The sequence below is a fragment of the Bradyrhizobium sp. AS23.2 genome, assembly GCF_001908185.1.
Taxonomy (GTDB): Bacteria; Pseudomonadota; Alphaproteobacteria; order Rhizobiales; family Xanthobacteraceae; genus Bradyrhizobium.
Genome location: NZ_LGHM01000006.1, coordinates 48,167 through 65,718 on the forward strand (window position 1 = coordinate 48,167; position 17,552 = coordinate 65,718).

Sequence of the window (17,552 nt, forward strand, 5' to 3'; positions counted from 1 at the left end):
GTTCCACGCTCGCAAAGTCGTCTCTGACCATGGCCACAAATTTCTTTCAGCAGCAGGATTCGGCCCGACGCAAGACCCTCCAGCTGGTGGTCTATTTCGTCCTGGCGATCCTGATTCTGATCGCCCTGGTGTATGGGCTGTTGGTCGCGGTCAGCTTGGATAGCGGCCCCGAGCCGGTGTCCTGGTGGCAGCCGGAGCTGCTCCTGCTCGCGGCGCCGGGGGTGGGCCTCGTGGTCGGGGCTGCGAGCGTGTTCAAGGTGGCCCAGCTCTCGTCCGGCGGCCAGGCCGTCGCCCTGATGCTGGGTGGTGTGGAGGTGCCCGGCACGACCACCGACGCGCGGGAGAAGCGACTGCTCAACGTCGTCGAGGAAATGGCGCTTGCCGCGGGAGTGCCGGTGCCCCCCGTCTATGTTCTGGCGGAGCCCGGCATCAATGCCTTCGCGGCCGGTTACGCCCCGGGCGATGCCGTGGTCGCCGTCTCCCAGGGCTGCCTCAACTATTTGACCCGCGACGAGCTGCAGGGGGTGGTGGCCCACGAGTTCAGCCACATCCTCAACGGCGACATGCGGCTCAACATCCGGCTGATCGGCCTGATCTTCGGGATCATGGCGTTGTCCATCATGGGCCGTATGCTCATGTTCACGTCCGGACGCTCTTCGGGAAGGAATGATTCCCGTGGCGGCCTGATGCTGCTGGGCCTGGGCGTGTTTGTGCTGGGCCTGGTGGGAGCGTTCTTCGGTCGGCTGATCATGGCGGCGGTGTCTCGGCAGCGCGAGTACCTGGCCGACGCCAGCGCCGTCCAGTTCACGCGCAATCCCGATGGCATTGGCGGAGCGCTCAAGAAGATCGGCGGGCTGGCCGAGGGGTCGCGCATCGCCAACCCACAGGCGGCCGAGGTCGGCCACATGTTTTTCGCCAACGCCTTCGCCGGCGGGGGGCTCGCCGGACTGCTGGCCACCCACCCGCCCCTCGTCGAGCGCATCCGCCGGCTCGATCCCCAGTTCGACGGCCAATTCCTGGAGGTGCGGCCGGTCAGTGTCGATCGGGAAGAACTCGAAGGTGCCCGCCGCAGCCGTGTCCCGCCGTTCGCCGGGATGCCGAGGTTACCGGGGTTGCCACAGGTGCCGTTGCCGATTTTGAGGTTTGCCGACGAAGCGGCGTCCCGGGTCGGCCAGGTCGACCCGGAAGAAATCAGCCGCGCGAACGCGCTGCGCGACGGCATGCCCGACGTGCTCCGGGTCGCCGCTCAAGAGCCATTCAGTGCTCGCGCCCTGGTCTACGCCCTTCTCCTGGACCGGCGGGCGGACCTGCGGGACCTCCAGCTGACCCGGCTGAAGGCCGGCACTGGGCCGCACGACTTCGCCGAAACCTTGCGGCTGCTCGCCCCTGTCCAGGCCCTGCCGGACACGCACCGGCTGCCCCTTCTGGACCTGGCCATGCCAGCCCTGCGGCAGATGTCGCCCGGCCAGCACCGGTCTTTCCGCGCCGAAGTCGAGAGGCTCATGATCGCCGACCAGCGGCTAAGCCTGTTCGAGTACACCCTCCGCTGTGTGCTGCATCGCCATCTCGACTCCCAGTTCTTGCCGCAGCGTAAGACGCGCCCAGTGCACAACTCGCCGGAAAAACTGGCGCACCCGGTGGCGGCGGTGTTGGCGCTATTGGCCTGGGAAGGTCAGTCGGAACGCGACCAGGCCGCCCCGGCCTTCGATACGGGCATGCGCAGCTACATCGGCGGTGACCACACCCACCGTCTGCCGCCACGAGAGGAATGCTCTCTCGCCGAGTTCGACGCGGCGCTGCAAACGCTCAATCAATCCGTCCCGGCCATCAAGCGCCGGATCGTCGTCGCCTGCGCGGCCTGCATCCTGGCAAACCAGCAGGTCACCGTCCGCGAAGCGGAGCTGCTCCGCGCCATTTGCGATACGCTCGACTGCCCGCTACCGCCGCTCGTCGTGGGGGAAGCGGGGGGAGGATCAACGACAGTGCAGGCATTTCGCCGAAGCTAGAGCCATTTCCGTTCCGATGGAATCGGAACGGGGCTCTAGATTCTTTTTTGACGCGTTTTCTTGACGCGAACCGGTATCCACTTCGCTCGAAAACGTTCTAGGAGCCACCACGTGCGTTGAGACAATGGCCGAGGTAGCGACCATTGCCTCAAGGCCGCACTCATGCACCTCGCGCGTCGCGCACCGCCTGGGCGACCTTCGTCGCTTGGGACACTCGACCGATTTTTGCGCCTGTAATGATCTTTCTTCGACGTGTGCTCGCCTTCGGCATCATGCCTTCGTTCGCGGTCGCGCCGGCAGGGGGATAAGTTGTGAAGTTCGTGGCGCGATGCAGCGCGAGAGCCTTCCGAGCCGCTTCGATATGTGCGGTCCGAACTGTCAGGTCGCGAAGACGCCTGAGCTCCTTGTTCAGCCGCTTCAGCGCCGCGGCGAAAACCTGCTTGCGCTCTGATGCATGTTCGGCGGTTCCTGGAAAGCTTGCTCCGCGTGTCTCAGCCTTTCCACGCCTCTCTCGCCGCCTTTGTCGGTCGAACGTTCGCTCCTTATCGTGCATCTTGCGCAAGCGGGGGGCGCATGGCCTCAAGCTCAACCACCTCGACGCCATAGATGGCGGGGTGGTGCGTGAGGCGGATCGTCTCATATTCTTCGTGGCTGAGGAGGCTGCGTTCGAACTTGCAAGGGACCGACATTTCAATTCCTCCATTTGACTTCTTGAAGTTCAGGAAGGACTCATCCAGGTCAGTTTGATCATGTTATTGCGCGCAGGCGTGGCTCCGCTGTTGGCGAAATCTGAGGATGCTGGAGTGGACACTAGCCCCAAGCGCGCCAGTGCGGATCGTGAGTAATCTGCTCAATAAGTAATCTGCTCAATAATCGAGCCGCCCCCACCAGCAATTGTCGGCTGACTCAGCCCGCGGTCCTTTCTCCTCGGCTGGCGGGCCGAGATTCCATTTTGTCGCCAGGTCAATACAGAACAGCGTCATCCCGCCGCTCGTCCAGTCGTAGATCTTTTTGACCCGGTACATCGTTCCGCTTGGCCCGAAGCGGCTGCAGACGTTGGTGAACATGCCGGTCCCCGCCGCGGGCTTGTCCGGCAGGGGATGACGGTCGACAAAACGCAGCGCCGCCGAGAGGCCCTCCATGGCGTGCGTGCGTTCCAGCTCCTTGGTGTTCTCCAGATCGAAGCAGACGAGCGTTTGGCCCTGCAACGTGATGATATCGCGGACTTGGGGCCGCTCGGTTGCATGGGCTGAGGTGAGGGCAGCCGCGGCCAAAGCGGAAACCAGCAGAGACGACGGTTTCATGGCTCTGGCTCCCTTTCACGATTTTCAGCCCTTCGGCATCCGCACGCGTCTCTGATCTTGTGCACACGGTCGCGTTTTGCGGAGGATGTATCCTTCGCCTCGAATGCGACGCCATTGCGGTCCGAAATCTTAACGGCTGTCCCATTTTTTGCGACCATCCACCCGCCGGCCAAGCATGGAGCGGCGCGCACCGGCGTGTGGCACTTTCCGTCGCTTGAAGTCAGTACGTCGCCGCGTTCTCGCCCTTCAGCGCCGCCACTTCTGCCTCCAGCTCCGCGATGCGCTGGTCCCGGGCTGCCAGCGCGGCCGCAACATCCGCCGCATCGAACTTCTGCGGAATATGCTGCGCGCAGTTCGTGTCCCAGGCCGCGATCTTGAACACGATCACCTGCTCGGACCGCGCACGATATCCCCTGGGCATCAGCGACTGCGTCAGCGCCTCGTCGTCCTCGACCACGCGCGCCTCTCCCCAGATCTTCACCCGGCGGCGATGGGCGTAGTCCATCACGAAGATGTACGCCTTGGGATTCTCCGAGAGATTGCCTTGCGTCAGATATTGCTGGTTGCCGGCGTAATCCGCGAAGGCGAGCGTCTGCTTGTCCAGCACCTTCAAAAAGCCCTTCGGCCCGCCGCGGTGCTGGATATAGGGCTGGCCGTCGGCGGAGGCCGTGGCGAAATAGAAGCTGCTGGCATCGGCCAGGCGCGCGGCGAGGTCATCGTCGACCTCGGTGCGCCAGCCGCGCTGCTCGACGCGGCCATAGGCCTCACGCGAACCCTTGCGCGCCTGGATCGCCTTCACTGCGGGCGTGAAGGCCACAGCGCTGGCATAGGTGCGGACTGCTGTCGTCATCGGAATATCTCCTGGAATTCCGGCGCATTCGCTGCGTCTTTCACCCGCCAAAATGGACCTTTCGTCGTTCAAAACAATCGACCGTCTTGACACTTCATCATTGCGATATATGCAATAATGTCCATGGATCGCCTTGAGGCCATGCAAGTCTTCGTCACCGTCGCCGATCTGCGCGGCTTTGCGCCGGCGGCCCGCAAGCTGCGCCTGTCGGCTTCGGCCGTGACGCGGCTGATCGCAGCGCTGGAGGAGCATCTCGGCGCGCGGCTGCTGCAGCGGACCACCCGGCAGGTGACGCTGACCGATGTCGGCACGCGGTATCTTGAGCGCGCACGGCGCATTCTCGCCGATGTCGAGGAGGCCGACGGCTCCGCGCGGGCGGAGCGCAACCGGCCGAGCGGACGCCTGGTGGTGTCGGCGCCGGTCGGCTTCGGCCGGCTCCATGTCGGCCCGGTCATGACCGCCTATCTCAAGCGCTATCCCGAGGTTGCCTGCGAACTCAGGCTATCGGATCATCTGGTGAACCTGGTGGAAGACGCCGTCGACGCCGCAGTGCGGATCGGCCATCTCCCCGATTCCTCGCTGGTGGCGCGGCAGGTCGGCGAGATGCGACGGATCGTGGTGGCCGCGCCCGGCTATCTGAAGCGTCACGGCGAGCCGAAGACGCCGGAAGCGCTGCGCGCGCATCAGACGATCCAGTTCGGTCCATCCGCCAACTGGCGCTTCGTGCAGGACGGCCGCGACATCGAGGTGACGCCCTCTCCCCGATTCATCAGCAACAGCGCCGATGCATCGCTGCAATATGCCGAGGCCGGCGGCGGCGTGACGCGCGTGCTGGCCTATCAGGCCGCCGAGGGCTTGAAGCGCGGGCGGCTGAAGATCCTGCTGGCGGAATACGAGCAGCCGGCGCTACCGATCCACATCGTCTACCCGACCTCACGCCTGCTCTCGGCCAAGGTGCGCGCGTTCATCGATCTCGTGGTGGAGACGACGCAGTGGAGGTTCGGGTAGTCGTGCATGTCCCGGACGCGGCGCGGCATGGAATGCCGCTCCGCAGAGCCGGGACCCAGAAGGCGGCTGGGTCTCACGTCGACGCATGGGCCCCGGCTCTGCGCAGCAGCGCAAGCGCTGCAGCGCGTCCGGGGCACGAAAGCATCATCCCTTTCTCGGCACCACCCGGAAGGTTCCGCTGGCTCTCGCGATCACAGCATCGTCGGCCTTGATCAGGCTCTGCGCAAAACAGATCGTCTTGCCGGTCTTGATGACGTCGCTCTCGATCGCGAGCCACTGGCCGATCTCGGCGGAGCCGACGAAATCGACCGTGAGCGAGATGGTCACGAATGATGTGGTCCAGTTCGTCGCCTGCGCGCAGCTATAGCCCATGGCGTTGTCGGAGAGCGCCGCAATGAGGCCGCCATGGATCAGGCCGCGGCCGTTGGTGTGCGGCTTTGCCAGCCGCAGGCCGATGATGACGGCCTTGTCGGTTTTCTTCGCGTAGAGCGGCTCCCAGGGTTCGGTGAGGGGGCTCTTGCGGGAAAGCGGCTCGAAGCCGCCGGGGATGTCGGTGTCGGTCATGCGCGTCTCGCGTTGCTGGTCGCCAGCATTGAACGCGATGCGGATGACAGTTTCACTGCCTACAAAGTTTTAAACGGAATTTGCGCGGGTGTTTGAAACGGTCACTCCCGTCATTGCGAGGAGCGAAGCGACGAAGCAATCCAGAGTCTTTCCGCAGAGACAGTCTGGATTGCTTCGCTGCGCTCGCAAAGACGGTGTGGAGGCGGCGCGCGATGCCGTAGGGTGGGCAAAGGCGCGTAGCGCCGTGCCCACCGTCTCTCCACCATTCAGAAAGTTGGTGGGCACGCTACGCTTTGCCCACCCTACGAGACCGTCCTAGAACGGCAGCCCCACGTAATTCTCCGACAGCGATGTCATTGCGGCCTGTGATTGCGTGACGTAGTCGAGCTCGGCGAGCTGGATGCGCGCGCCGATGGTGCCGGTGTCGGGGAATTTGTGCAGCATCGAGGTCATCCACCAGGAGAAGCGCACGGCCTTCCAGACCCGCGCCAGCGCCTTGGCGGAATAGGCGTCGATCCCGGCATTCGTTTTCTCGTCGTAGAATTCGCGGAAGGCGCTCGCGAGGTAATGCGCGTCGCTCGCAGCTAAGTTCAGCCCCTTGGCGCCGGTCGGCGGCACGATGTGCGCGGCATCGCCGCACAGGAACATCCTGCCGAAGCGCATCGGCTCGGCGACGAAGCTGCGCAGCGGCGCGATGCTCTTCTCGATCGAGGGACCCGTGACGAGGCTGTCGGCGGCCTCCTGGTCGAGCCTGCGCTTCAACTCGTCCCAGAAGCGGTCATCCGGCCACTGGTCGACATGATCATCGAGCGAGCACTGGACGTAATGCCGGCTGCGCTTCATCGAGCGCATGGTGCAGAGTGCAAAGCCGCGGGCGTGGTTGGAATAGATCAGCTCGTGGCTGACAGGCGGCGTCTCGGACAGAATACCGAGCCAGCCGAACGGATAGACCCGCTCGAACTCCTCGATCGCCGACGCCGGGACGCTGGCGCGGCTGACGCCGTGAAAGCCGTCGCAGCCGGCGATGAAGTCGCAATCGATCTCGTGGGTGACACCATCCTTGACATAGGTTACGCGCGGGTGACTGCCGTCGAAATCATGCGGCTGCACGTCCTTGGCTTCATAAATCGAGGTGAGACCGGCGGCCTTGCGCGCATTCATCAGGTCGAGCGTGACCTCGGTCTGGCCATAGATCATGACCGTCTTGCCGGTCGCGCCTTTCATATCGATGCGATGACGGCGGCCGGAAAAGGCGAGCTCGATGCCCTCATGAACCAGACCTTCGGCATGCGCACGCGCGCCGGCGCCGACCTGGTCGAGCAGCGCGACGGTTCCCTCTTCCAGGAGGCCGGCGCGGATGCGCCCGAGCACGTAGTCCGGGCTCTGCCGCTCAAGAATGACGTTGTCGATGCCGTATTGATGCAGCAGTTGCCCAAGCAACAATCCGGCCGGCCCGGCCCCGATGATTGCGACTTTTGTCCGCAATACTTGCTCCTCCCGATCCTGTAGGGTTCGTAGCGGCTCGCTTGTCGTGTCGGCCCGCGCAGGATAATTATATCATATAACGGTTTGGCAAAAGGGGAGTGCTCGCTGCCGCAGCGCGACAAATCCATGCACCATGGCTGTCGTAGATGACGGCAGTGGCGCGCCGCGCCGGTTCCGGCTTGAACCCGCCAGCCGATTATATAACATGTTAACTAACGAGACCGGGCCATCGAAGCCCGCCGTCAGAAAGAGGGAGAGACGACCGATGAGGAAAGCCTGTCTGGCTTTGCTGCTGGCAGCAAGCGTGACGCCCGCGTTCGCGCAGGACAAGACCTTCGACCTGAAGATCTCGCACTGGGTGCCGGCCTCGCATCCGCTGCAAAAATCGCTGGAAGACTGGGCGGCCGCGGTGGAGAAGGATTCCGGCGGCACCATCAAGGGCAAGGTGTTTCCGGCCCAGCAGCTCGGCAAGGCCTTCGACCATTACGACATGGCACGCGACGGCATCGCCGACGTCACCTACGTCAATCCCGGCTACCAGCCCGGCCGCTTCCCGATCGTCGGCGCCGGCGAGCTGCCGTTCCTGATCTCGGACGCCAAGGGCGGCTCGATGGGCTTGGACGCCTGGTACCGCAAATATGCCGAGAAGGAGATGAAGGACGTCAAGTACTGCCTCGCCTTCGTCCACTCGCCCTCCTCCTTCCACTCCCGCACCAAGAAGATCGTGATGCCGGAGGACGTGAAGGGCCTGAAGATCCGCCCGGCCCACGCCACCATGGCGAATTTCGTCACCTCGCTCGGCGGCACCAATGTGCAGTCCTCCGCGCCCGAAGTACGCGACATCATCGAGCGCGGCGTCGCCGACGGCGTCACTTTTCCCTGGGGCTCGCTGGTGCTGTTCGGCATCGACAAGGTGACCAAGTACGACATGGAGGCGCCGCTCTACACAACGACGTTCGTGTTCGTGATGAACAAGGACAAGTACAACGCGATGTCCGACAAGCAGAAGGCCGCGATCGACAAGAACTGCTCGGTCGAGATGGCCGGCGTGGTCGGCGAGCACTGGGGCAAGTTCGAGGATGCCGGTATCGACAAGATAAAGGCGGAGGCAGGCCACGATGTCTACAAGCTGACGCCGGAGCAGACCGCCGCCTGGAAGAAGGCCGCCGAACCGCTGGTCAAGACCTGGGCCGACGGCGCCAAGAAAGCGGGCGCCGATCCGGACGCCGCGCTCGTGGATCTGAAGGCCTCGCTGAAGAAGTACAACGCGCTGGCGGAGTAGCCTCGCATCGAAGGAAACACGGCGGCGGGAAGCATCTCGCCGCCGTTGTTCTGCAAGCGGGCCGAGATATGAGGTGCGCACGACGCTTCCTCTCCCTCTCCCCGCCTGCGGGGAGAGGGTTGGGGTGAGGGGGGAGTCTCCGCAAGGGCGGTGGCAGTTCGACGCGCGGAGAGTCCCCCTCACCCGGAATCCGCGCTGCGCGCGAATTCCGGCCTCTCCCCGCACGCGGGGAGAGGCGAAGAACCGCCGCTGGAATCGAGAGCGAGAATGACATCAGGCAGGAAACTCCCATGAAGCGCTCCTGGATGGATCGCGTCATCGACACGATCGAGTGGATCGCGGCCGGCTTCGTCGGCATTGTCGCACTCGACATTTTTCTGTCGGTGCTGCTGCGCAATACGCTGAACTATTCGATCCCCGACAGTTTCGACATCGGCCGTATGCTGCTCGGCATCCTCATTTTCTGGGGCATCGCGGCGACCTCCTATCGCGGCACCCACATCACGGTCGACCTGGTCTGGGGCAATGTCGGGCCGCGCTATCAGCGCTGGATCGACGTGTTCGCGACACTGGTGCTGCTGTTCGTCGTCACGGTGCAGACCTGGACGCTGTTCGACAAGGTGCGCGGAACCTACAACGACAACGTCCAGACCTTCGACATGCACATGCCGACCTGGCCGTTCTTCGCGATCGCCTGGATCGGCGACGTCTCCGCCGTGCTGCTGATCGCGATCCGCACCTACCGGCTGATCTTCCACCCGGAAGACATGCACGACCCCAAGCTGAAGGCGACGGAGTAATCATGAGCACCGATGCCGTCGCCGTTATCGGCTTCGTTTCCCTGTTTGCCCTCATGCTGCTGCGCGTGCCCGTCGGCATGGCCATGGGCCTCGTCGGCGTGTCCGGCTTCTCCTATATCGTCGGCACGACGCCGGCGCTGAAGCTGGTCGGCCAGACCTCGATGCGCACGGTCACGGACTACACCTTCGGCGTCATCCCGATGTTCCTGCTGATGGGATCCTTCGTCAGCAATTCCGGCATGAGCCGCGAACTGTTCCGGGCCGCCAACGGCTTTGTCGGGCATTTGCGTGGCGGGCTCGGTATTGCAACCGTCGGCGCCTGCGGCGGCTTTGCCGCGATCTGCGGCTCGTCGGTGGCGACCGCCGCGACCTTCTCCGCCGTCGCCTATCCCGAGATGCGCCGCTTCGGCTATCCGCAGTCCTTCGCAACCGGCGTGATCGCCGCCGGCGGAACGCTGGGCGCAATGCTGCCGCCCTCCACCGTGCTTGCGGTCTACGGCATCATCACCGAGCAGGACATTGGAAAACTCTTCATCGCCGGCATCATTCCGGGCCTCCTGGCGATGACGATGTACATGATCACGATCGGCCTGATCGGCTATTTCCGTCCCGATTTCCTGCCCAAGGGCAAGGTGCTGCCGTGGCGCGAGCGCTTTGCCGGCCTGAAGGACATCTGGGCGCCGGTGCTGCTGTTCGTGTTCGTCATCGGCGGCCTCTACGGCCTGCCGTTCCTGCCGCGCTTCACGCCGACGGAAGCCGGCGGCGTCGGCGCTGCGGGCGCCTTCATCATCGGCATCGTCACGGGACGGCTCGACCGCGAGAAGGTGCTGGCCTCGCTGCTCCAGGCAACGCGTACCGCGGCCGCCGTGTTCACCGTGCTGATCGGCGCCTTAATCTTCGGCTACTTCCTCACGGTGACGCAGACGCCGCAGAAGGTGACCGAATTCCTGACCGGGCTGGGCCTCGGTCCCTACGGCGTGCTGGCGCTGATCATGGTGATGTATCTCGTGCTCGGCTGCCTGATGGACGCCATGGCGATGATCATCCTCACCGTACCGATCATCTTCCCGGTCATCACCCATCTCGGCTTCGACCCGATCTGGTTCGGCGTCATCATCGTCATGACGGTCGAGCTAGGCCTGATCCATCCGCCTGTCGGCATGAACGTCTTCGTCATCAAGAGCGTGGTGAAGGACGTCTCCTTCTCCACCATCTTCAAGGGCGTGATCCCGTTCGTGGCGACGGACCTGGTGCGTCTGGTGATCTTGATCGCCTTCCCGCTGCTGGCGACATGGCTGCCGACACGCATGATGGCGAATTGAGAGGCGTGAAGCGATGACCACACCGACGCTCGAAACCAAATACGTCTTCACCATCACCGCCAGGATCGGCGACGTCGTCACCGCCGGCGAGACTGGCATCGGTGTCCGCCGCATCATTCCGATCATCGGCGGTGAAGTGAAGGGCGCGATCACCGGCAAGGTGCTGCCGTTCGGCGCCGACTTCCAGACCATCCGCCCCAACGAGCTGATCGATCTCGAAGCAAAATACGCCTTCGAAACCGACGACGGCGCCATCGTCTATGTCGAGAACAAGGGCATGCGCTTCGGGCGGGTCGAGCTGTTGCAAAAGCTCAAGCGCGGTGAGCCGGTCGATCCAAAGCTGATCTATTTCCGCACTGTGCCGAAATTCGAAACGGGGAATGAGAAGTACCGCTGGTTGATGCAGCACATCTTTGTCGCCTCGGCCGCGCGGCACGCGGACCGCGTGGTGGTGGATGTACATCAGGTGATGTGAGGCGCCTGCCTCCTGGTTGGACCTTATCAATCCCCTCCTGCAAAAACCACGCAGGGCCTTTGCCCCGGGGCCCAGCTGGTTCAGGATATGCGCGCAAGATTGTGCAGACCAAGGGAGTGCCACCATGTCCCTTATGGCTTCCAACGGCTCAAGCCCGCATCGCAACTTTGATCCTGCCGAAATGGGCGCCATCGCCCATCTCTACCGGGGCGAGGTCTATCGCTCGACGATCTGGCGAACGCGGCTCGACAACACGACCAATTGGTCGATCGTCACGATGGGCATCGCGCTGTCGACGACCTTTTCGAGCCCGCAAGCATCTCCCCTGCCGCTCGTCCTCGTCGGACTGCTGATCGCCGTGTTCCTCGCGATGGAGGCGCGGCGCTATCGCTATTTCAACGTCTGGCGCGCCCGCGCCCGCTGGCTGGAGAAGAATTTCTATGCGCCGATGTTCACAGGCGAGGCGCACGACGACAGCTGGCAGGCAATTCTCGCGCGCGATTACACCGCGCCCCGCTATCACATTTCATTCGCCCGCGCCGCAGGGCGGCGCCTGCGTCGCAATTACGCCGGGATTCTCGTCATCCAGGCGGTCGCCTATTACGGCAAGATTGCAATCCATCCGGCGCCCGCCGCCAGCTTGGCCGAATTTGTCGATCGCGCGGCCGTCGGACCGCTTCCCGGCTGGATCGTTCTGATCATGGGCTTTGCCTACGATTTCGGCTGGCTGGCGTTCGCGCTCGGCACGTTATGGTTCGACCAGCGCGAGCACGGAGCGAAGGGCGCCGGAGTGGCGATGGGCTAGCAACAGGGAACTGCCGCAGCAGCGCAGGCGCGGCTCTTGCCCTCTTGGGCGGGATCCGGGACGAGTTCACCCAGCCCCTCGACGGGCAGGGAAACCCGTCCTCCTTGTTGACTCCCTCAGAATTCGTTATACAACATAACTATTCTGATAAGGACGCAAATGACACAGGGAAACGCCGAGGCCGCTGATGCGGGAGCCGCCGGGCTGCTCAAGATCGAGCGGGCGGACAGGGTTTTGACCGTGGGTCTGAACCGGCCGGCCAAGCGCAATGCGCTCAACGACGGCATCATCCTGGAAATCGGCGAATGTTTTGCGTCACTGCCCGAGGATATCGGCGCGGTCGTCATCCACGGCATTGGTGATCATTTCTCCTCCGGTCTCGACCTCTCCGAACTCCAGGACCATGACGCGACCGGCGGCCTCTTGCATTCGCAGATGTGGCACCGGGTGTTCGACCGCATCCAGTACAGCCGCGTGCCCGTGATCGCGGCGCTCAAGGGCGCCGTGATCGGTGGCGGGCTCGAGCTCGCCTGTGCGGCGCATATCCGCGTCGCCGAGCCCTCGACCTATTTCGCGCTGCCCGAGGGGCAACGCGGCATCTTCGTCGGCGGCGGCGGCTCGGTGCGGCTGCCGCGGCTGATCGGCGTAGCGCGGATGATGGACATGATGCTGACCGGCCGCGTCTATAGCGCGACCGAAGGCGCATCCTACGGCTTTGCGCAATATGTGACGGAGGCCGGCAACGGCCTCACCAAGGCGCTGGAGCTTGCGACCAAGATCGCCTCCAACGCTCCGCTGACGAATTTCGCCGTGCTCCAGGCGCTGCCGATGATCGCCGAAGCCAACCCGCAGACCGGTCTGTTGATGGAATCGCTGATGGCCACCGTCGCGCAGAGCGACAAGGAGGCGAAGCGCAGGATCCGCGAATTCCTCGAGCACAAGACCGCCAAGGTGAAGCCGAAGTCATGAGCGCGCAGCCGTCCTCTTCCAGCACAGAGCGCGGCGCGAGCATTTTTCCGCTGCGGCCGATCTCGTTCGGCGATCCCGCCGTTAATATCGAACGGCGCGACGACGGCACGATCTACCTGCGGCCGAAGCAGCCGCTCGGCGATTATCCCGTCCGTATCACCGATCGCCTGCATCACTGGGCCAAGACGACGCCGGACCGCGTCTTCATGGCGGAGCGTGAAGGCGGCCGCGGCTGGCGCAAGATCACTTACGCGGAGCTGCTCACCGCGAGCCGGCACATCGCCTCGAGCCTGATCCAGCGCGGTCTGTCCGCGGAACGGCCGGTCGTCATCCTCTCCGGCAATTCGATCGACCATGCGCTGCTGGCCTTCGGCGCGTTCTATGCCGGCATTCCGTTCTGCCCGGTGTCGCCGGCCTATTCGCTGGTGTCGAAGGACTACGGCAAGCTCTCTTATCTGATGAAGCTGCTGACGCCCGGCCTCGTCTTCGCCGAGGATGCCGACAAGTTCGCCGACGCACTCGCCGCCAATGTTTCGCCCGGCACCGAGATTGCCGCCTCCTATGGCGGCGTACCAGGCCGCGACGTCACGCTGCTCGCCGATCTCATCGCAACGCCGGTCCGTGGCGATCTCGACGCGGTGCACGAAAAAATCGGCCCCGACACGATCGCAAAGTTCCTGCTGACTTCGGGCTCGACCGGCAATCCCAAGGCCGTCATCAACACCCAGCGCATGATTTGCGCCAACCAGGTGATGCTGCGCGAGACGCTCGCCTTCCTCAAGGACGAGCCGCCTGTCATCATCGACTGGCTGCCCTGGAATCACACCTTTGGCGGCAACCACAATATCGGGCTGACGCTCTACAATGGCGGCTCGATGTATCTCGACGCCGGCAAGCCGATGCCCGGCGGCATCGAGGAGACCGTGCGCAATCTCCAGGAGATTTCGCCGACGGTCTATTTCAACGTGCCCAAGGGCTACGAGTCGCTGCTGCCTTATCTACGCGACGACCAGGGCCTGCGCGCAAAGTTCTTCGACCGGCTGCACGCGATGTTCTTTTCCGGCGCGGCGCTCTCGCCCTTCGTCTGGAACAGCCTCGACGAGCTCGCGGTGAAGGAAAAAGGCTATCGCGTGCCGATGCTGACGGGCCTCGGTGCCACCGAGACCGCGCCGTTCTTCATGTCGGTCAATCCACGCACCAGCCGCTCCGGCCATGTCGGCCTCCCGGTCTCGGGCAATGATGCCAAGCTCGTTCCTGACAACGGCAAGCTCGAGGTCCGCGCCAAGGGGCCGAACGTGATGCCCGGCTACTGGCGCCAGCCCGACATCACCGCAAAATCCTTCGATGAGGAAGGATTTTACAAGATGGGCGATGCGCTCAAGCCGTCCGACCCCGATGATTTCAATGCGGGCTTCGATTTCGACGGCCGTGTCAGCGAGGACTTCAAGCTCGCAAGCGGCACCTGGGTCAGCGTCGGCCCCTTGCGCGCACGTTTTGTCGCGGCCTGCGCGCCGCTGGTGCGCGACGTCGTCATCGCCGGCATCAACCGCGACGAAATCTCCGCGCTCGTGCTGCTCGATCTCGACGGCTGCCGGCTGATCAACCCGACACTGCCGGCCGACGATCTCACCGTCACCGCGCGCGACCGGCTGGTGCGCGAGGCTTTTCGCGAGCGACTGACCAGCTTCCTCGGCTCAGCCACCGGCTCCTCGACGCGGATCACGCGTGCAATCCTGATGGATACGCCGCTCTCGATCGACAAGGGCGAAGTCACCGACAAGGGCTCGATCAACCAGCGCGCTGTGCTCGAGCATCGCACAGCATTGATCGAGGAGCTCTATGCTGCCAATCCATCGGACCGTGTGATATCGGTCGGCTAACATGAGAGTTGGAATGAACCGGTCGGCGCTTCCTTCACCTCGCCCCGCTTGCGGCGGAGAGGTCGAATTTGCGCAACGCGCAAATTCGGGTGAGGGGGGAGTCTCCACGAGTCCAGCTCCCACCTCCCCCGCGGAGAGCCCCCCTCACCCCAACCCTCTCCCCGCAAGCGGGGCGAGGGAGCGCACCGAACGCTTTGATACGATCTCGTCAGAATTTGAATCGCCAAAGGAGAAGGTCATGTTGTTGAAGGATCAGGCTGCCATCGTCACCGGTGGCGCATCGGGACTGGGCGCGGCGACCGCGCGAAAGCTGGCGGCGCAGGGCGCAAAGGTCGCGGTCTGCGACCTCAACACCAAGCTTGCCGAGACAGTTGCCGCCGAGATCAAGGGCGTGGCGGTGACCTGCGACGTCTCCGACGCCGCCTCGGCTGAGGCCGCGATCGCACAGGCGACCAAGGCCCATGGCCCGGCCCGCGTGCTGGTCAATTGCGCCGGCATCGGCGTTGCAAAGCGGGTGGTCGGCCGCGATGGCCCGATGGCGCTCGCCGATTTCGACAAGGTGATCAAGGTCAATCTGATCGGCACCTTCAACATGCTGCGCCTTGCCGCCACCGAGATGTCCAAGCTCGACCCGCAGGCGACCGGCGAGCGCGGCGTCATCATCAACACGGCCTCCGTTGCCGCCTATGACGGCCAGATCGGCCAGTCGGCCTATTCGGCCTCCAAGGGCGGCATTGTCGGCATGACGCTGCCGATCGCGCGCGAGCTGGCGCAGTTCGGCGTCCGCGTGCTGACGATCGCGCCCGGCCTGTTCCTCACGCCGCTGCTGGCGAACCTGCCGCAGGAAGCCCAGGACTCGCTCGCCGCCGCGATCCCCTTCCCGCGCCGGCTCGGCAACGCCGACGAATTCGCCGCGCTCGCGCTGCACATGGTCGAGAATTCCTACCTGAACGGCGAGGTGGTGCGGCTCGACGGCTCGCTGCGCATGGCGCCGAAGTAGATTGATGAGCGGAATTGCAGCAGCGATCTCGACCTTACCTCTCCCATTGGGACCCATTGGGAGAGGTGAGAAACGGCCGCCGCGGGTGCAAATCGCATGTTCGTGAACCGGCGCGACGTCCAGATCCAGTGGGGTGATTGCGACCCCGCCAACATCGTCTACTACCCGCGTTATTTCGCGATGTTCGACGATTCGACGTCGACCCTGTTCGAGGTCGCCGGGTTCTCCAAGCAGGACCTGGTCCGCAAATACGGCCTGGTGGGGATCCCCATGGTCGACACGCGGGCCAAGTTCTACATCCCCTCGACCTATGGCGACTGGATCACCATCGAAACGAAAATCGAGAGTATCAAGCGCTCGAGTTTCGAGGTGAAGCACAACGTCTACAAGGGCGAGGCGCTGGCGATCGAGGGCTTTGAGACCCGCGTCCTGGTCGGCCGCGATCCCGTTAACCCAGACAAGCTGAAATCGGCACCATTTCCTCCGGAAATGGTAGCGAAGTTCATCGGGAGCTAAATCGCCGCATCACCAAAAAGAGGGGGCTGAATTACCCCTCGATTTCTGCTTTCAAAGAACGCGTAAAGGGAGGAATAGATGAAACGCTTTTACCTGACCGCCGCCATCACCGCGGCTGCGCTGGCGCTGCCGGCCCTGCCCGCGCTGGCACAGACCGCCGACATCACCATTGGCATCAGCGTGACCACCACGGGTCCCGCCGCGGCCCTCGGCATTCCCGAGCGCAACGCGCTGGAATTCGTGCCGAAGGAGATCGGCGGCGTGCCGCTGAAGGTGATCGTGCTCGACGACGGCGGCGATCCGACCACGGCGACCACCAACGCGCGTCGCTTCGTCACCGAATCCAAGGCCGACATCGTCATGGGTTCCTCGACGACCCCGCCGTCGATCGCGATCTCCAACGTGGCGAACGAAGCCGGCATTCCGCATTTCGGCCTTGCGCCGTTCCCGATCACGCCGGAGCGCGCCAAGTGGTCGGTGTCGATGCCGCAGCCTATACCGATCATGGGCAAGGTGCTCTACGAGCATATGAAGTCGAAGGGCGTGAAGACGGTCGGCTATATCGGCTATTCCGACTCCTACGGCGATCTCTGGTTCAACGACTTCAAGGCCCAGGGCCTGCCGATGGGCATGACCATGGTCGATGAGGAGCGCTTTGCCCGGCCTGATACGTCGGTGACCGGCCAGGTGCTGAAGCTCATTGCTGCCAATCCCGACGCGGTCCTGATCGGCGCTTCCGGCACGGCCGCGGCACTGCCGCAGACCGAGCTGCGCGAGCGCGGCTACAAGGGCCTGATCTACCAGACCCACGGCGCGGCCAGCATGGACTTCATCCGCATCGCGGGTAAGGCCGCCGAAGGCGTGCTGATGGCCTCGGGTCCGGTGATGGACCCGGAGGATCAGCCGGACGAAGCCGCGACCAAGAAGCCTGGCCTCGCGCTCAACACGGCCTATGAAGCCAAGTACGGCCCGAACAGCCGCAGCCAGTTCGCCGGCCATTCCTACGATGCCTTCGAGGTCCTCAAGCGCGTCATTCCGACCGCGCTGAAGACCGCGAAACCCGGTACGCCGGAATTCCGCGAAGCGATCCGCCAGGCGCTGCTGTCGGAAAAGGAAATTGCGGCGAGCCAGGGCGTCTACAATTTCACCGAAAAAGACCGCTTCGGCCTCGACGACCGCTCGCGTATCCTGCTCACGGTGAAGGACGGCAAGTACACGCTCGCGAAGTAAGAGCCGCGACAGTCCTGAGACGACGAGAGCCGGCCCATTGGGCCGGCTCTTTTCCT

Annotated in this window: 17 protein-coding genes; 12 read left to right on the plus strand and 5 right to left on the minus strand. The window is 63.9% G+C overall.

The features are described 5' to 3' along the window. The first annotated feature begins 29 nt into the window (after positions 1-29). Complete coding sequence (locus AC630_RS00910; protein WP_074116629.1) at positions 30-2,006, plus strand: M48 family metallopeptidase; 1,977 nt, start codon at positions 30-32, stop codon at positions 2,004-2,006. Between the two features lie 160 nt (positions 2,007-2,166). Here AC630_RS00910 and AC630_RS00915 read toward each other — a convergent pair whose 3' ends face one another. From AC630_RS00915 to AC630_RS00925, 3 genes are all read right to left on the minus strand, one after another. Further along, on the minus strand, positions 2,167-2,568 hold the full coding sequence (locus AC630_RS00915) for a hypothetical protein (protein WP_245330216.1): 402 nt from the start codon (positions 2,566-2,568) through the stop codon (positions 2,167-2,169). Positions 2,569-2,872: 304 nt separating this feature from the next. After that, on the minus strand, positions 2,873-3,310 hold the full coding sequence (locus tag AC630_RS00920) for a hypothetical protein (RefSeq protein ID WP_074116630.1): 438 nt from the start codon (positions 3,308-3,310) through the stop codon (positions 2,873-2,875). Between the two features lie 220 nt (positions 3,311-3,530). Then, a complete protein-coding gene (locus AC630_RS00925) occupies positions 3,531-4,160 on the minus strand; it encodes a pyridoxamine 5'-phosphate oxidase family protein (protein ID WP_074116631.1) in 630 nt (209 codons plus the stop codon). A 123-nt stretch (positions 4,161-4,283) separates the two neighbouring features. On the opposite strand from AC630_RS00925, the gene AC630_RS00930 reads away from it, so the two are divergent. Then, positions 4,284-5,168, plus strand: a complete 885-nt coding sequence (locus tag AC630_RS00930) for a LysR family transcriptional regulator (protein WP_074116632.1) — start codon at positions 4,284-4,286, stop codon at positions 5,166-5,168. Positions 5,169-5,312: 144 nt separating this feature from the next. Here the strand turns inward: AC630_RS00930 and AC630_RS00935 are convergent, their stop codons facing one another. Together AC630_RS00935 and pobA are read right to left on the minus strand one after the other, a co-directional pair. After that, positions 5,313-5,732 carry a PaaI family thioesterase gene (locus AC630_RS00935; protein ID WP_074116633.1) on the minus strand — a complete coding sequence of 140 codons (420 nt, stop codon included), beginning with the start codon at positions 5,730-5,732 and terminating at the stop codon, positions 5,313-5,315. A gap of 315 nt (positions 5,733-6,047) precedes the next feature. After that, positions 6,048-7,217 (minus strand): 4-hydroxybenzoate 3-monooxygenase, encoded by a 1,170-nt coding sequence (pobA, locus tag AC630_RS00940; RefSeq protein ID WP_074116634.1) that lies wholly within the window; start codon positions 7,215-7,217, stop codon positions 6,048-6,050. Between the two features lie 265 nt (positions 7,218-7,482). On the opposite strand from pobA, the gene AC630_RS00945 reads away from it, so the two are divergent. The 10 genes from AC630_RS00945 to AC630_RS00990 all read left to right on the plus strand — a co-directional run bounded on the left by AC630_RS00945 (position 7,483) and on the right by AC630_RS00990 (position 17,496). Continuing rightward, positions 7,483-8,499, plus strand: a complete 1,017-nt coding sequence (locus tag AC630_RS00945) for a TRAP transporter substrate-binding protein (protein ID WP_074116635.1) — start codon at positions 7,483-7,485, stop codon at positions 8,497-8,499. A 290-nt stretch (positions 8,500-8,789) separates the two neighbouring features. Further along, entirely contained in the window at positions 8,790-9,299 is a 510-nt protein-coding gene (locus tag AC630_RS00950; protein ID WP_074116636.1) for a TRAP transporter small permease, read from the plus strand. A gap of 2 nt (positions 9,300-9,301) precedes the next feature. Continuing rightward, positions 9,302-10,621, plus strand: a complete 1,320-nt coding sequence (locus AC630_RS00955) for a TRAP transporter large permease (protein WP_074116637.1) — start codon at positions 9,302-9,304, stop codon at positions 10,619-10,621. Between the two features lie 13 nt (positions 10,622-10,634). After that, a complete protein-coding gene (locus AC630_RS00960) occupies positions 10,635-11,096 on the plus strand; it encodes a DUF3237 domain-containing protein (RefSeq protein ID WP_074116638.1) in 462 nt (153 codons plus the stop codon). A gap of 124 nt (positions 11,097-11,220) precedes the next feature. After that, on the plus strand, positions 11,221-11,901 hold the full coding sequence (locus AC630_RS00965) for a DUF2270 domain-containing protein (protein WP_074116639.1): 681 nt from the start codon (positions 11,221-11,223) through the stop codon (positions 11,899-11,901). 159 nt (positions 11,902-12,060) lie between these two features. Then, positions 12,061-12,870 (plus strand): crotonase/enoyl-CoA hydratase family protein, encoded by an 810-nt coding sequence (locus AC630_RS00970; protein ID WP_074116640.1) that lies wholly within the window; start codon positions 12,061-12,063, stop codon positions 12,868-12,870. Beyond that, complete coding sequence (locus tag AC630_RS00975) at positions 12,867-14,750, plus strand: feruloyl-CoA synthase (protein ID WP_074116641.1); 1,884 nt, start codon at positions 12,867-12,869, stop codon at positions 14,748-14,750. The genes AC630_RS00970 and AC630_RS00975 overlap by 4 nt, the downstream gene beginning before the upstream one ends. Before the next feature lie 238 nt (positions 14,751-14,988). Beyond that, positions 14,989-15,750, plus strand: coding sequence for an SDR family NAD(P)-dependent oxidoreductase (locus AC630_RS00980; protein WP_074116642.1), 762 nt, complete (start codon positions 14,989-14,991; stop codon positions 15,748-15,750). Between the two features lie 96 nt (positions 15,751-15,846). Beyond that, the gene (locus tag AC630_RS00985; RefSeq protein WP_074116643.1) at positions 15,847-16,266 is read left to right on the plus strand and encodes an acyl-CoA thioesterase; all 420 of its coding nucleotides are present in this window, start codon (positions 15,847-15,849) and stop codon (positions 16,264-16,266) included. A 78-nt stretch (positions 16,267-16,344) separates the two neighbouring features. Continuing rightward, positions 16,345-17,496 (plus strand): ABC transporter substrate-binding protein, encoded by a 1,152-nt coding sequence (locus tag AC630_RS00990; protein WP_074116644.1) that lies wholly within the window; start codon positions 16,345-16,347, stop codon positions 17,494-17,496. The last annotated feature ends 56 nt before the right edge of the window (positions 17,497-17,552 follow it).

Coding starts and splice junctions, on each gene's coding strand:
- AC630_RS00910 (WP_074116629.1), top strand. CDS start 30: ATGGCCACAAATTTCTTTCAGCAGCAGGATTCGGCCCGACGCAAGACC.
- AC630_RS00920 (WP_074116630.1), bottom strand. CDS start 3,310: ATGAAACCGTCGTCTCTGCTGGTTTCCGCTTTGGCCGCGGCTGCCCTC.
- AC630_RS00925 (WP_074116631.1), bottom strand. CDS start 4,160: ATGACGACAGCAGTCCGCACCTATGCCAGCGCTGTGGCCTTCACGCCC.
- AC630_RS00930 (WP_074116632.1), top strand. CDS start 4,284: ATGGATCGCCTTGAGGCCATGCAAGTCTTCGTCACCGTCGCCGATCTG.
- AC630_RS00935 (WP_074116633.1), bottom strand. CDS start 5,732: ATGACCGACACCGACATCCCCGGCGGCTTCGAGCCGCTTTCCCGCAAG.
- AC630_RS00945 (WP_074116635.1), top strand. CDS start 7,483: ATGAGGAAAGCCTGTCTGGCTTTGCTGCTGGCAGCAAGCGTGACGCCC.
- AC630_RS00950 (WP_074116636.1), top strand. CDS start 8,790: ATGAAGCGCTCCTGGATGGATCGCGTCATCGACACGATCGAGTGGATC.
- AC630_RS00955 (WP_074116637.1), top strand. CDS start 9,302: ATGAGCACCGATGCCGTCGCCGTTATCGGCTTCGTTTCCCTGTTTGCC.
- AC630_RS00960 (WP_074116638.1), top strand. CDS start 10,635: ATGACCACACCGACGCTCGAAACCAAATACGTCTTCACCATCACCGCC.
- AC630_RS00965 (WP_074116639.1), top strand. CDS start 11,221: ATGTCCCTTATGGCTTCCAACGGCTCAAGCCCGCATCGCAACTTTGAT.
- AC630_RS00970 (WP_074116640.1), top strand. CDS start 12,061: ATGACACAGGGAAACGCCGAGGCCGCTGATGCGGGAGCCGCCGGGCTG.
- AC630_RS00975 (WP_074116641.1), top strand. CDS start 12,867: ATGAGCGCGCAGCCGTCCTCTTCCAGCACAGAGCGCGGCGCGAGCATT.
- AC630_RS00980 (WP_074116642.1), top strand. CDS start 14,989: ATGTTGTTGAAGGATCAGGCTGCCATCGTCACCGGTGGCGCATCGGGA.
- AC630_RS00985 (WP_074116643.1), top strand. CDS start 15,847: ATGTTCGTGAACCGGCGCGACGTCCAGATCCAGTGGGGTGATTGCGAC.
- AC630_RS00990 (WP_074116644.1), top strand. CDS start 16,345: ATGAAACGCTTTTACCTGACCGCCGCCATCACCGCGGCTGCGCTGGCG.